The organism is Mesorhizobium sp. LjRoot246, from assembly GCF_964254115.1.
Lineage (GTDB): Bacteria > Pseudomonadota > Alphaproteobacteria > Rhizobiales > Rhizobiaceae > Mesorhizobium.
In genome coordinates this window covers 5,124,419-5,136,672 of the sequence record NZ_CAXUSN020000001.1, presented here as the reverse complement: position 1 = coordinate 5,136,672, position 12,254 = coordinate 5,124,419, and the positions used below count along the sequence as shown (strand labels likewise).

The following is a 12,254-nucleotide window of genomic DNA, read 5'->3' as shown; positions in this document are numbered from 1 at the left end:
TGGCTAGTACTCCCTAACGCGCCGCCCGCGCGCGGCGGCCGACGTAATCTTCCACCATTTTCAGGTCGGATGGAAGTACCGTGTATTTTTCCTCCGATGTCATCAACCCCCCTAGCCATGCGGGCAGAGGGGGCGACACGCCGCTGGCGGCTTCGACAGCGGCCGGGAATTTTGCCGGATGCGCGGTGCCAAGCACCACCATCGGCACGGCGCCTGTCGCCTTGCCTGCCGCGACATGAACGGCTGCCGCGGTGTGCGGATCGAGCAGATAGTTGCTGGCCGCGAGCGTCGAGCGGATGGTGGCGGCGACCTCGTCCATGTCAGCGCGGCCAGCATCGAATTCGGACCGCATTCCGGCGATTTGCTGGGTTTCGATGGTGAAGGCGCCGGACTGCTTGAGGCCGTCCATGTAGCGCCGCACGGTCGCCGCGTCACGGCCGGAGGCCTCGAACAGCAGGCGTTCGAAATTGGACGATACCTGAATGTCCATCGACGGCGAGGTGGTCGCAAAGACGCCCTTGGTGCGGTATTCGCCGGTCGCGAAAGTGCGCGCCAGGATGTCGTTGTCGTTGGTGGCGATGACCAGCCGCTCGATCGGCAAACCCATCTTCTTGGCGGCGTAGCCGGCGAAGATATCGCCGAAATTGCCGGTCGGCACGGTGAAGGAGACCGGCCGGTCCGGCGCGCCGAGCGACAGCGCCGAGGAGAAATAATAGACGATCTGGGCCATGATGCGAGCCCAGTTGATCGAATTGACGCCCGAAAGCGAAACCCGGTCGCGAAAACCGTGATCGTTGAACATGTCCTTGAGCAGCCCCTGGCAATCGTCGAAATTGCCTTCGATCGCCAGAGCATGGACGTTTTCAGCCGTCGATGTCGTCATCTGCCGCTGCTGCACCGGCGAGACGCGGCCATGTGGGAAAAGGATGAAGATGTCGGTGCGGCTGCGCCCGGCAAAGGCGTCGATTGCCGCCCCGCCGGTGTCGCCCGAGGTGGCGCCGACGATGGTGGCGTGCTGATCGCGTTCGGTAAGCACGTGGTCCATCAGCCGGGCGAGAAGCTGCATCGCCACGTCCTTGAAGGCGAGCGTCGGTCCGTGGAAGAGTTCCAGGATGAAGGTGTTGGGGCCGGTCTGCACCAGCGGGCAGACGGCCTCGTGGCGAAAGGTGGCATAGGCTTCGCGCACCAGCCGTTCGAAGACGGGGGCCGGGATTTCGCCGCCGAGGAACGGCGACAGCACGCGGATGGCAAGATCGGGATAGGCAAGGCCGCGCATGGCGCGGATCTCGGCTGCGGAAAACTGTGGCCATTCGCGCGGCACGTAGAGCCCGCCGTCGCGCGCCAGCCCAGCCAGGACTGCGTCGGAAAATCCGAGAACGGGGGCTTCCCCGCGGGTACTCACATATTGCATGTCACAAATCCGTTACTGCTTGGCTTTTCCGCCCACCGCAAGGTGGTTAATTTCTGCGCTGGCTCAGTCGCATTTTTGCCGCGCGGTTGATATACGTCACCAGCTTTGCGAGAGGGAAGTGCAGTTTCATGGCGTTTCGTACATTCAGTGGTCGCTTTTTGGCGGGTCTTGCGCTCACCGGCTTTATGCTTGCCGCCGCCGGCTGCCAATCGGGCGACAATGGCATCCTGAACCTCGGCATCGGCAAGAAGGATCCAACGGCTCCGCCGCCGCCGCAGGATCCCAAGATACTGGCCAGCCAGTTGCAGGCCTATTGTCCCAGGGTGACGGTGCGGGACGGCACGGCCTTCTTCAACACCTATTCCAAGGATGCCCAAAAGCCCAAGCCCAGGATCAAGAAGACCGGCGACGCCGCGCAGGATGCCGCGGCCCAGGCCGAGGCTGATGCCGCCGCTGCTACCCCGCCCGACGAATCGGCCAACATCATCTACCAGGCGTCGGTCAGCGACGTGACGCGCGATTGCAGCCGTGCCAACGGCCAGCTGACGATGAAGATCGCGGTTGCCGGCAAGATCGTCCCAGGACCGAAGTTTTCTCCGGGCACCATCACGATGCCAATCCGCACCGCCGTGATGCATGGCACCGAGGTCCTCTACTCGCAGCTCCACCAATATCAGGTCCAGGTCACCGATCCTTCGGTCGCCACGCAGTTCGTCTTCACCGATTCCAATGTCGTCGTGCCTGAGCCGACCGCGCAGGACTATCAGGCCTTTGCCGGCTATGACGAAACCGCGCAGAAGGCAACGACCGACAAGCCGAAGAAGAAGCAGAGGAAGAGAGCCGCCGCGACGAACTAGGCGGCAAACACAAGATATGAGCTGGGCTATGTGAAGCTCTTCGGCCATTCTCTGGCCCCATGGACGACGGCGAGGACTTCAACGTCACCGCCACGCACGCGGTAGATGTAGGGCGTCCGCGATATCACCAGTTCGCGGGTTCCATTTGCGCGACCCTTGCGCCCAATTATTGGATTCGACACTAAGAGCTCATCCGTGCGGCCAATCAGGTCGGCTGCAAGCCGGTAAGCCGCAACGGGACTGTCTTGCGCTACAAAATCCTGAATCTGGTCGAGGTCACCGAGAGCGGCGTTCGTCCATGAAACCTGCATCAGGTGGGACGGTACTTGTTCAATACCCGTTCGATGTCGGCACGGCTGGCAAACTCGCCACGGTCGGCCGCTTCGATTCCTGCGTTCACCTTGTCTAAAAACCGCTCTTGCCATTCGAGGGAATGGCCGTTCTCAAGCGCATCCGCAATGACTTCCGACGCGGATAGGCTGGACCGCGCGGCGATCGCATCGATGCGAGCCTCTAGCTCTGGCGTGATTTCAAGCTCAATCGTCATCAGGCAATTATCGCATAGCCAGCAGGGTTTTGAAACGAAAACCCGCTCAAAAAATGCAGCACCGGATCCGACCACCCCGAAGCGCGGCGAAAGCCGAAGTCGAGCAAAAGGCGGGCTCGACGGGTCATCCACAACTCTCAGCGCTCAGCTCGACAATGCGGCCCGGCGTCTTATCGATGAAGCGCGCCGAAAACGAGAACCGGTAGGCCGGCCGGACGGTAGGAGTCCTGCCGCAACCAATCCATCAGCGGAATTCAGTCATGCGCTTCAGGCATCCGCTGACCACTCCGACAGCGCCGCAATCACGCTTTTCAGCTCCGCCCAGCGGCGGATCACCGTTTCGGCGCCGGCCTCGGTCAACGCGTCGGCATGGCCGGGATAGCTGTGTCCAGCGCCGGTGAAGCCGATCACCCGCATGCCAGCCGCCCTGGCGCCGTGCACGCCATGCACGGAATCCTCGATGACGAACGTGTTCGCCGGCTTGGCGTTGAGTTTCTCCGCCGCGAACAGGAACACGTCGGGGGCCGGCTTTGTTTTCCCGGTCGGTGTTTCCATCGCCGAAAAGATTCGGCCGGCGAAAAACGGCAAAAGATGCACCTTCTCCAGCATGAATTCGACCCGCTCGGAGCGTGAATTCGAGCAGACGCAGCGCGGCACGGTTACCGCGGCGACCGCCTCCCGCACCCCGTCGATGACGCGGACGTCGCTGCGCAGCTTGCGGTCGACCAGCTCCTCGGCGCGGTCGATGAGCGAGACCTGGAACGGGATGCTCGACTTCTCCTCGACCCGTATCATGATGTCCTTGAAGGTCAGTCCGGCATAGGTCTCCGCGAGCTCCTCGGCCGATATTTCATACCCGGCCAAGGTCAACAGCTCCGCCTCGACGCGGGCGGCGATGATTTCGGAATCGACGAGCACGCCGTCGCAATCGAATATGACAAGGTCTGGCTGGGGCATGGTGATCCGGACAATGGGAGGATGAAGTGGCCTCGGAAGGCTCAGGCGGCGCGGCATACACCAACAGGGCCACCTTCGCAAATTCAGCGGTCTTCACCGAATATTTACGCTGATCGGTAACCATAACAGGGAGTAAACAGCAACGCGTGCCTTGGGTGTCAGAATGTCTGCCGTGCGTCTTCTCGACGAGCTTTCCCACGCTCCCCAGCAATCCGAATGGCTGGACACGATCCTCAAGGGCGACTGCGTTGCAGCACTCGACCGGTTGCCGGAAAAGTCGATCGACGTCATCTTCGCCGATCCGCCCTACAATCTGCAGCTCGACGGCGACCTGCACCGGCCCGATCAGTCGAAGGTCGACGCCGTCGATGACGACTGGGACCAGTTCGAAAGTTTCGAGGCCTATGACGCCTTCACGCGGGCCTGGCTTCTGGCGGCGCGCCGGGTGCTGAAGCCCAACGGCACCATCTGGGTCATCGGCTCCTATCACAACATCTTCCGGGTCGGCGCCAAGATGCAGGATCTCGGCTTCTGGATCCTCAACGACGTGGTCTGGCGCAAGACCAACCCGATGCCGAATTTCCGTGGCCGCCGCTTCCAGAATGCGCATGAGACGATGATCTGGGCTTCGCGCGACCAGAAGGGCAAGGGCTATACCTTCAACTACGAGGCGATGAAGGCGTCCAACGACGACATCCAGATGCGCTCCGACTGGCTGTTTCCGATCTGCACCGGCGGCGAGCGGCTGAAGAACGACAATGGCGACAAGCTGCATCCGACGCAGAAGCCGGAAGCGCTGCTTGCCCGCATCATGATGGCCTCGACCAAACCGGGCGACATCGTGCTCGATCCCTTCTTCGGCTCCGGCACAACCGGCGCGGTCGCCAAGCGCCTTGGCCGCCATTTCGTCGGCATCGAGCGCGAGCAGGCCTATATCGACGCCGCCAACGAGCGTATCGACGCGGTGCGGCCGCTGGATGAGGCTGACTTGACAGTGCTCACCGGCAAGCGCGCCGAGCCGCGCGTCGCCTTCGTCAGCCTGATCGACACCGGACTGGTCATGCCCGGCGCCACGCTCTACGACGCCAAGAAGCGCTGGGCGGCCAAGGTGCGCGCCGACGGCACGGTGGCGATCGGCGACAGCGCCGGCTCGATCCACAAGATCGGCGCCGAAGTGCAGGGTCTGGATGCCTGCAACGGCTGGACCTTCTGGCATTATGAGCGCAGCGGCGGCCTGACCCCGATCGACGAGCTTCGCCGCATTGCACGGCTTGGCATGGAGCGGGCAGGGGCCTGAGGCCAGGGTGTAAAAGTCGGCGCTCTACGGCAGCCCCCCTCTGCCCTGCCGGGCATCTCCCCCTCAAGGGGGGAGATCAGCAGCGTCTGCGACCGCTCTCACCTTGCAACGTCAAAAATCGGCGAAGCGGTGATGACAGCCGATCTCCACCCTTGAGGGGGAGATGGCCGGCAGGCCAGAGGGGGGCGCCGTAGAGCGCTACCTTCGGCCCTCTGTGCGGTTCACACCGCGATGCCGTACCGCTCAAGGTCTGCTTGAAGCGTCTTGGCGTCGGTGAACAGCACCGACTGCCAGCCGGCTGCCTTGGCGCCATCGACATTCTTCTGGCTGTCGTCGATGAACAGCGTGGCTGACGGTTGGAGACCGAACGCGGCGACGTGGTGATCGTAGATGGCGCGGTCTGGCTTGATCTGGCGGATATCGGCCGACACCGTCACACCGCGCGGACGATTGAGAAAATCGAAGCGCTCGCGGGCCTCGGCCAGCGTGTCGCTGGCGAAGTTGGTCAGCATGGTGACGTCGTGGCCGCTCTCGATCAGGCCGATCATGATGGCGACGCTGTCGTCATAGGCATGCGGCACCATGTCGTGCCAGTGGCGGCGGAAACCGCGGATGTTTTCCGCGTGATCGGGGTGGTCCGCGATCAGCAGCGCCTCGGCCTCTTCCCATGTCCGGCCGCGATCCTGCTCGATGTTCCAGTCATGCGTGCAGACATTGTCGAAGAACCACTTTCTCTCTTCGACATCCGGAATGAGGCGGCTGAACGGAATGTTGGGATCGTAGTGGATCAGCACGCGGCCGATGTCGAAAACGATGTGGCGGATTTCAGTCATGGGGCCTCTTTGCACTGTGTGGCGACGGCTTCTTCGTCGCGCCGGGTATCGCAGCCTCGATTGCCTTTTTCATGACAGTCGGCAGGGCCTCGCCGGAAATTTCATGGGCGAGCGACCAGAAATGCCCGCCTGGCGCATCACCTTTGATGTGGGCGCGAAAGACTTCGAGGTCGAGAGCGAAATGCGTGAAGACATGTGCAATGCGGCCTGCATGCTGCCAGTCGGCGGGAAAGGGCGCGGCCGCTTCCGTGATCGCCCCGTCGATCCGCGCGGTCCAGCCCGTTGTCGGCACCTCGGTCATGCCGCCCAGCAAGCCCTTCTCCGCTCGCTTACGCAGAAGAATGGCGCCATCGTCCCGCACGGCGACGAAGGCCGCGCCGCGCCGCTGCGGTTTGTCGGCCTTGGGCAGGCGCACTGGGAAGTGCTCGGGATCGCCTGAAACGACCGCGTCGCAATCTTCGCGCAGCGGGCACAGCATGCAGCGCGGCCGTCGCGGGGTGCAGATGGTGGCGCCGAGATCCATCATCGCCTGGGCGAAATCGCCAGGCCTTGTCCTGGGCACCATGCGCTCGACATGGGCACGTATCTCGGGCTTGGCTTCGCTGAGCGGGGTTGCGATCGAAAACAACCGGGAGATGACGCGTTCGACATTGCCGTCGACAACGGCGGCGGGGCGGTCGAAGGCGATCGCCGTGATCGCCGCCGACGTATAGGCGCCGATGCCGGGCAATTCTTTCAAACCCGTCTCCGTGTCGGGAAACCGGCCGCCACGCTGGGCGACGAGATCGGCGCAGGCCTTGAGATTGCGGGCGCGGGAATAATAGCCGAGCCCGGCCCAGGCCTTCATCACGTCCTCGGTGGGTGCCGCGGCCAGCGCCTCGACGTCGGGCCATTTCTCGACGAAAATCCGGAAATAGGCCTTCACAGCTTCGACGGTGGTCTGCTGCAGCATGACCTCGGAGAGCCAGATGCGGTAGGGGTCAGGCCTTACGCCGCGCGCATGCTCGCGGGGTGTGACGCGCCAAGGCAATTCACGGTGATGCACATCGTACCAGCCGAGCAGGCGGGATGCGATACTTCCGGATGCAGCTATGTTGCTATCCCCGGATGCAACTCTGGTGCTATCCCCGGATGCAACCCTGGTGCTATCCCCGGATGCATCTACGGTCTTGCGGGTCTGGTCTGCTGATGCCATTGATCTTGTATTGGCCTGGCCGGTATCTGGTGGGGTCGTGGCTGGAGAACGTACATGGCAGGGAGAACGCCCTACGGCAATCCCGTCCCGGTCAGCGATCTCGCGACCAAGATCCTCGACCCGGTGCTGCGCAAGCGCGCCGGCATTTCGATCGGCCTCGTCCAGTCATGGGACGAGATCGCCGGGCCGAGGCTGGCCAGCCACTCGCGCCCTGAAAAAATCCAGTGGCCGCGCCGCATGCACGAGGACGACCCGTTCGAGCCGGCGGTTCTGGTCATCGCCTGCGAAGGCATGGCGGCGCTTCATCTGCAGCACGAGACGGGCGAGATCATCAACCGGGTCAACGCCTTCCTCGGCTTCACCGCCATCAACCGCATCAGGATCCTGCAGAAGCCGGTGATCGCCGACAAAGGCAGGCGCAAACCGGCCCTCAGGCCGCTGACAGCGGCCGAGAAGGTGAAATTGTCTGGAACCGTCGGCTTGGTCGACGATGATGGACTGCGCGCCGCATTGGAAAAACTTGGCGCGACCATTATCGGGGAGAGAAAGCCGTAGACCCCTTGAAGAAAGTCATGGATTTGTCGTCAATATCTCGCATTCGTGATCGCTCTTGTCAGGTTTCGCGATTGGATTGGGGATCGAGATGCCTTAATTCGCGCCAACTCTCGCCTTTTCGTGCCTTTGCATTGCAAAATCCAACTCTTGTCAGGTGATTCGTATGAACCGTCCCCCGTTTGGCCAAAGCTTGTCTCGCAGAAACGTCCTGTCTTCGCTGGTTGCCATTCCGGCGGTTGCCCTGCTCGCCGCCTGCAGCGACTCCGGCGAGGAGGCGAAGGCCGCGGATGTGAAGCCCGCGGCCCCGGCCGCCCCCGCAAAGCCGGCCACACCGGCCGCTGCCACCGCGCCGGAAGCCCAGGGCACCGTGGACATGGCGGAATTGCTGAAGCCGGGTGCGCTGCCCGACAAGCAGCTCGGCAAGGACGACGCCAAGGTCACCATCGTCGAATACGCCTCGATGACCTGCCCGCACTGCGCGCATTTCGCCGAGACCACCTTTCCGGAGCTGAAGACCAAGTACATCGACACCGGCAAGGCGCGCTACATTCTGCGCGAATTCCCGTTCGATCCGAGTGCCGAAGCCGGTTTCATGCTGGCGCGCTGCGCCAAGGATAACTATTACCCTATGGTCGATGTCCTGTTCAGGCAGCAGGCGAACTGGGTTGGCGTCCAGAATACCAAGGATGCGCTGCTGCAAATCTCGAAGCTCGCGGGTTTTACACAGGAGTCCTTCGAGGCCTGCTTGACGGACCAGAAACTTCTGGACGATGTGAGATCGGTCCAGAAGCGCGGCGCCAATGAATTCAAGGTCGACTCGACACCGACCTTCTTCATCAACGGTAAGACCTACAAAGGGGCGATGTCGATTGAGGAAATGTCGGCCATCATCGACCCGCTGCTCTGACGCTCAGTCAGCACCGAGGCGGCCGCGCTTCGGCGCGCGCGGCTTCTTGTCGTGCCGCGAATTCTTATCGCAAGACCGTGGAGACCCGCTTGATAGGCGGCGCGAATGAAATTTTCGCGCCTTCGCCTCCTCGGTTTCAAGTCCTTCGTCGAGCCCGGCGAGTTCGTCATCGAACGCGGACTGACCGGCATTGTCGGGCCGAATGGCTGCGGCAAGTCGAACCTTGTCGAGGCGCTGCGCTGGGTAATGGGCGAAAGCTCCTACAAGAACATGCGCGCGTCCGGCATGGACGACGTGATCTTTTCCGGCTCGGGCACGCGTCCGGCCCGCAACACCGCCGAAGTCACGCTTTTCCTCGACAACAGCGACCGCTCGGCGCCCGCTGCCTTCAACGATGCCGACGAACTGCAGGTGTCGCGCCGCATCGAGCGTGAGGCCGGTTCGCTCTACCGCATCAACGGCAAGGAGGCGCGCGCCAAGGACGTGCAGCTTCTGTTCGCCGACCAGTCGACCGGCGCGCGTTCGCCGTCGATGGTCGGTCAGGGCCGTATCGGCGAACTGATCCAGGCCAAGCCGCAGGCTCGCCGCGCCCTGCTCGAAGAGGCGGCCGGCATTTCCGGCCTGCACACACGCCGCCACGAGGCAGAACTGCGTCTGAAGGCGGCCGAACAGAACCTCGAACGGCTGGACGACGTCGTCGGCGAGCTGGAAAGCCAGATCGAAAGCCTGAAGCGCCAGGCGCGCCAGGCCTCCCGTTTCAAGAACCTATCCGCCGATATCCGCAAGGCCGAAGCCACGCTCTTGCATCTGCGCTGGACACTGGCCAAGACGCAGGAAGGCGAGGCGCGTTCGGCGCTGGCGGTTGCAACAGCGCTGGTCGGCGACCGCGCCGCCGCCCAGATGGCCGCCGCCAGGGAGCAAGGCATAGGCGCTCACCGCTTGCCGGACTTGCGCGACGCGGAAGCCGCCGCCGCCGCGGCCTTCCAGCGCTTGTCGATCGCCAAGTCGCAGATCGAAGAGGAAGCCGGCCGCATCCGCGCCCGTCAGAGCGAACTCGAGCGCCGGCTGCAGCAGCTCGACGGCGATATTGCGCGTGAGGAGCGCATGGTCCGCGACAATGCGGACATCCTTGAGCGCCTGCGCACCGAAGAAGCCACGCTGAATTCGGAAAATGCCGGCGCGGCCGAGCGCGAGGCCACCACTCGCGCTGCGTTCGAGCAGGCGGCTTCGACGCTTTCGCAAAGCGAAGCCAAACTCGCCGCGTTGACCGCCGAGCGGGCCGAGGCTGCCGCCTCGCGCAACCAGATCGACCGGACGCTGCGCGACACCGCCGAGCGGCGCGACCGCTTCGGGCGTCAGCTTGCCGACGTCGACCGCGAATTGTCCGACATTCTCTCTAAGGTCGCCGGCCTCCCCGATCCCGCCGAGAAGCGCGAACTGGTCGAACAGGCCATGGCGCTGCTGGAGGAAGCCGAGGCCACCGTGTCGCATGCGGAACAGTCGGTCATCGATGCCCGCGCCACCGAAAGCGCTGCCCGGCCGCCGCTGCAGGATGCCAGGGCCGAGTTGGCGCGGATCGAGACCGAAGCGCGCACGCTGGCCAAGATTCTGAATGCCGCCAGCGGCGATCTCTTCCCGGCCGTGCTGGAACAGATCAGCGTCGATCGCGGGTTCGAAACGGCGCTGGGTGCCGCCCTTGGCGAAGACCTCGACGTGCCGCTCGATCGCAGCGCACCGGTGAACTGGGGCCAAAGCGAAATCCAGCCCGGCGACGCGGCTCTGCCTGAGGGCGTGAAGAGCCTGGCCAGCGTGGTCCATGCGCCGGCACAGCTCGCCCGCCGCCTGGCGCAGATCGGTATCGTCGAGGCCGGCGACGGCCGCCGGCTGCAGGCGCTGCTCGCGCCCGGCCAACGCCTGGTCAGCCGCGAGGGCGCGCTGTGGCGCTGGGACGGCTTTACCGCCAGCGCCGACGCGCCGACCGCCGCCGCGCAAAGATTGGCTCAGAAGAACCGGCTGGCCGAGCTCGATGCCGAGGCGATCCAGGCGACGTTCGTCCTGCGCCAGGCCGAGGAGGCGCTGGGAGAGGCCGAACAGGCGCTCCGCCTGGCGAGCGAGGCCGAGCGCAATACGCGCCAGGCTGGCCGTGATGCCCAGCATCGGCTGGACGCTGCCCGCAATGCGCTGGCGGAGGCCGAGAGGGCTGGCGGCGAATTGCAGAGCCGGCGCGCGGCACTGGACGAGGCGCGCGCCCGCATCGTCGACAGCCATGAGGAGATTTCGGCGGCCTTCGCCGAGGCGGAAATGCTGCTGCAGGACGCGCCCGATCTCGGCGATCTGCAATTGCAGCTCGAACAGTCCTCGGCCAACGTCGCCCGCGACCGCGCCACGCTTGCCGATGCGCGTGCCGTGCACGAGGGGTTGCGGCGCGAAGCCGAGGCGCGCGCGCGCCGGCTCGATGCCATCGGCGCCGAGCGCAGCAATTGGCTGGAGCGGGCCGAAAACGCCTCGACGCAGATCGCATCGCTTGGCGAACGCAAGGCCGAGGCCGAGGCCGAACGCGAGCGACTGGCCGATGCGCCCGATGAAATCGACGCCAAGCGGCGCGCGCTGCTGTCGCAGCTCACCGAGGCCGAGACCTTGCGCAAGGCTGCGGCCGACCGTTTGCAGGAAGCCGAAAACAGGCAGTCCGAACTGGACAAGGCCGCCACCGGCGCTATCCAGTTCCTGGCCGAGGCGCGCGAGACCCGCGTTCGCGCCGAAGAGCGGCTGACGGCGGCCGACGAACGCCGGCTGGAGGTCGAGGCGCGCATCCAGGAAACGCTGAACACGCCGCCGCATCTGGTCATCCGCCACACCGGTCTGGAGGCCGACAGCCCGATGCCTGAGATGGCCGAGATCGAGCGTCAGCTCGACCGGCTGAAGATCGAGCGCGAACGGCTGGGCGCTGTCAACCTGCGCGCCGAGGAGGAGCAGAAGGAGCTGTCCGACCGGCTGGAGGCGATCGTATCCGAGCGCGAGGACATCATCGAGGCGATCCGCAAGCTCAGGCAGGCGATCCAGAGCCTCAACCGCGAAGGCCGTGAGCGTTTGCTAGCCGCCTTCGACGTCGTCAACGGCCATTTCCAGCGGTTGTTCTCGCATCTGTTCGGCGGCGGCACGGCGGAATTGCAGCTGATCGAATCCGACGATCCGCTCGAGGCCGGGCTTGAAATCCTGGCCCGCCCGCCCGGCAAGAAGCCGCAGACCATGACGCTGCTTTCCGGCGGCGAGCAGGCGCTGACGGCGATGTCGCTGATCTTCGCGGTGTTCCTGACCAATCCGGCGCCGATCTGCGTGCTCGATGAGGTCGACGCGCCGCTTGATGACCACAATGTCGAACGCTTCTGCAACCTCATGGACGAAATGGCCGCCACCACCGAGACGCGCTTCGTCATCATCACCCACAATCCCATCACCATGGCGCGTATGAACCGGCTGTTCGGCGTGACCATGGCCGAGCAGGGCGTCAGCCAGCTGGTGTCGGTCGACCTGCAGGCGGCCGAAGCGATGCGTGAGGCGAGCTGATCGCGCCGGGCTAATGCATGTCGCCTAAAATGACCCCGGTTTTGGGAGAACGACATGCATAAACAAAGACCTTAAGCGGTCGCGTGAATCCGTTCAGGCACGACACGCTTTAGCCGCTTCTCGCGGGTCTT

Annotated in this window: 11 protein-coding genes; 5 read left to right on the top strand and 6 right to left on the bottom strand. The window is 64.2% G+C overall.

Annotated elements, in window-relative coordinates; genetic code table 11:
• Positions 1 to 13: 13 nt before the first annotated feature.
• On the bottom strand, positions 14 to 1,411 hold the full coding sequence (thrC, locus tag ACSQ3L_RS25215; RefSeq protein WP_436162372.1) for a threonine synthase: 1,398 nt from the start codon (positions 1,409 to 1,411) through the stop codon (positions 14 to 16).
• A 128-nt stretch (positions 1,412 to 1,539) separates the two neighbouring features.
• Between thrC and ACSQ3L_RS25210 the strand changes: the two genes are divergently transcribed.
• Positions 1,540 to 2,268, top strand: coding sequence for a hypothetical protein (locus ACSQ3L_RS25210; protein WP_436162371.1), 729 nt, complete (start codon positions 1,540 to 1,542; stop codon positions 2,266 to 2,268).
• Between the two features lie 26 nt (positions 2,269 to 2,294).
• Here the strand turns inward: ACSQ3L_RS25210 and ACSQ3L_RS25205 are convergent, their stop codons facing one another.
• The 3 genes from ACSQ3L_RS25205 to ACSQ3L_RS25195 all read right to left on the bottom strand — a co-directional run bounded on the left by ACSQ3L_RS25205 (position 2,295) and on the right by ACSQ3L_RS25195 (position 3,772).
• The gene (locus tag ACSQ3L_RS25205) at positions 2,295 to 2,579 is read right to left on the bottom strand and encodes a type II toxin-antitoxin system RelE/ParE family toxin (protein ID WP_436162370.1); all 285 of its coding nucleotides are present in this window, start codon (positions 2,577 to 2,579) and stop codon (positions 2,295 to 2,297) included.
• A complete protein-coding gene (locus ACSQ3L_RS25200) occupies positions 2,579 to 2,815 on the bottom strand; it encodes a CopG family ribbon-helix-helix protein (protein ID WP_436162369.1) in 237 nt (78 codons plus the stop codon). Before ACSQ3L_RS25200 ends, ACSQ3L_RS25205 begins: the two co-directional genes overlap by 1 nt.
• Positions 2,816 to 3,082: 267 nt before the next feature.
• Entirely contained in the window at positions 3,083 to 3,772 is a 690-nt protein-coding gene (locus tag ACSQ3L_RS25195; RefSeq protein ID WP_436162368.1) for an HAD family hydrolase, read from the bottom strand.
• Between the two features lie 163 nt (positions 3,773 to 3,935).
• On the opposite strand from ACSQ3L_RS25195, the gene ACSQ3L_RS25190 reads away from it, so the two are divergent.
• A complete protein-coding gene (locus ACSQ3L_RS25190) occupies positions 3,936 to 5,069 on the top strand; it encodes a site-specific DNA-methyltransferase (protein WP_292185146.1) in 1,134 nt (377 codons plus the stop codon).
• Positions 5,070 to 5,290: 221 nt separating this feature from the next.
• On the opposite strand, the gene ACSQ3L_RS25185 is transcribed toward ACSQ3L_RS25190, so the two are convergent.
• Together ACSQ3L_RS25185 and mutY are read right to left on the bottom strand one after the other, a co-directional pair.
• Entirely contained in the window at positions 5,291 to 5,902 is a 612-nt protein-coding gene (locus ACSQ3L_RS25185; RefSeq protein WP_436162367.1) for an HAD family hydrolase, read from the bottom strand.
• The gene (gene mutY, locus ACSQ3L_RS25180; RefSeq protein WP_436162366.1) at positions 5,895 to 7,097 is read right to left on the bottom strand and encodes an A/G-specific adenine glycosylase; all 1,203 of its coding nucleotides are present in this window, start codon (positions 7,095 to 7,097) and stop codon (positions 5,895 to 5,897) included. The genes ACSQ3L_RS25185 and mutY overlap by 8 nt, the downstream gene beginning before the upstream one ends.
• A gap of 54 nt (positions 7,098 to 7,151) precedes the next feature.
• Here mutY and ACSQ3L_RS25175 point away from each other — a divergent pair, with 54 nt between their 5' ends.
• The 3 genes from ACSQ3L_RS25175 (at position 7,152) to smc (ending at position 12,123) form a co-directional block, all read left to right on the top strand.
• Entirely contained in the window at positions 7,152 to 7,652 is a 501-nt protein-coding gene (locus ACSQ3L_RS25175) for a DUF721 domain-containing protein (RefSeq protein WP_436162365.1), read from the top strand.
• A 163-nt stretch (positions 7,653 to 7,815) separates the two neighbouring features.
• Positions 7,816 to 8,559, top strand: coding sequence for a DsbA family protein (locus ACSQ3L_RS25170; protein ID WP_436162364.1), 744 nt, complete (start codon positions 7,816 to 7,818; stop codon positions 8,557 to 8,559).
• A gap of 105 nt (positions 8,560 to 8,664) precedes the next feature.
• On the top strand, positions 8,665 to 12,123 hold the full coding sequence (gene smc / locus ACSQ3L_RS25165; RefSeq protein WP_436162363.1) for a chromosome segregation protein SMC: 3,459 nt from the start codon (positions 8,665 to 8,667) through the stop codon (positions 12,121 to 12,123).
• The last annotated feature ends 131 nt before the right edge of the window (positions 12,124 to 12,254 follow it).

What these genes read in the sequence shown, in the direction of transcription:
- thrC (WP_436162372.1), bottom strand. Translation starts at nt 1,411, where the DNA reads ATGCAATATGTGAGTACCCGCGGGGAAGCCCCCGTTCTCGGATTTTCC.
- ACSQ3L_RS25210 (WP_436162371.1), top strand. Translation starts at nt 1,540, where the DNA reads ATGGCGTTTCGTACATTCAGTGGTCGCTTTTTGGCGGGTCTTGCGCTC.
- ACSQ3L_RS25205 (WP_436162370.1), bottom strand. Translation starts at nt 2,579, where the DNA reads ATGCAGGTTTCATGGACGAACGCCGCTCTCGGTGACCTCGACCAGATT.
- ACSQ3L_RS25200 (WP_436162369.1), bottom strand. Translation starts at nt 2,815, where the DNA reads ATGACGATTGAGCTTGAAATCACGCCAGAGCTAGAGGCTCGCATCGAT.
- ACSQ3L_RS25195 (WP_436162368.1), bottom strand. Translation starts at nt 3,772, where the DNA reads ATGCCCCAGCCAGACCTTGTCATATTCGATTGCGACGGCGTGCTCGTC.
- ACSQ3L_RS25190 (WP_292185146.1), top strand. Translation starts at nt 3,936, where the DNA reads ATGTCTGCCGTGCGTCTTCTCGACGAGCTTTCCCACGCTCCCCAGCAA.
- ACSQ3L_RS25185 (WP_436162367.1), bottom strand. Translation starts at nt 5,902, where the DNA reads ATGACTGAAATCCGCCACATCGTTTTCGACATCGGCCGCGTGCTGATC.
- mutY (WP_436162366.1), bottom strand. Translation starts at nt 7,097, where the DNA reads ATGGCATCAGCAGACCAGACCCGCAAGACCGTAGATGCATCCGGGGAT.
- ACSQ3L_RS25175 (WP_436162365.1), top strand. Translation starts at nt 7,152, where the DNA reads ATGGCAGGGAGAACGCCCTACGGCAATCCCGTCCCGGTCAGCGATCTC.
- ACSQ3L_RS25170 (WP_436162364.1), top strand. Translation starts at nt 7,816, where the DNA reads ATGAACCGTCCCCCGTTTGGCCAAAGCTTGTCTCGCAGAAACGTCCTG.
- smc (WP_436162363.1), top strand. Translation starts at nt 8,665, where the DNA reads ATGAAATTTTCGCGCCTTCGCCTCCTCGGTTTCAAGTCCTTCGTCGAG.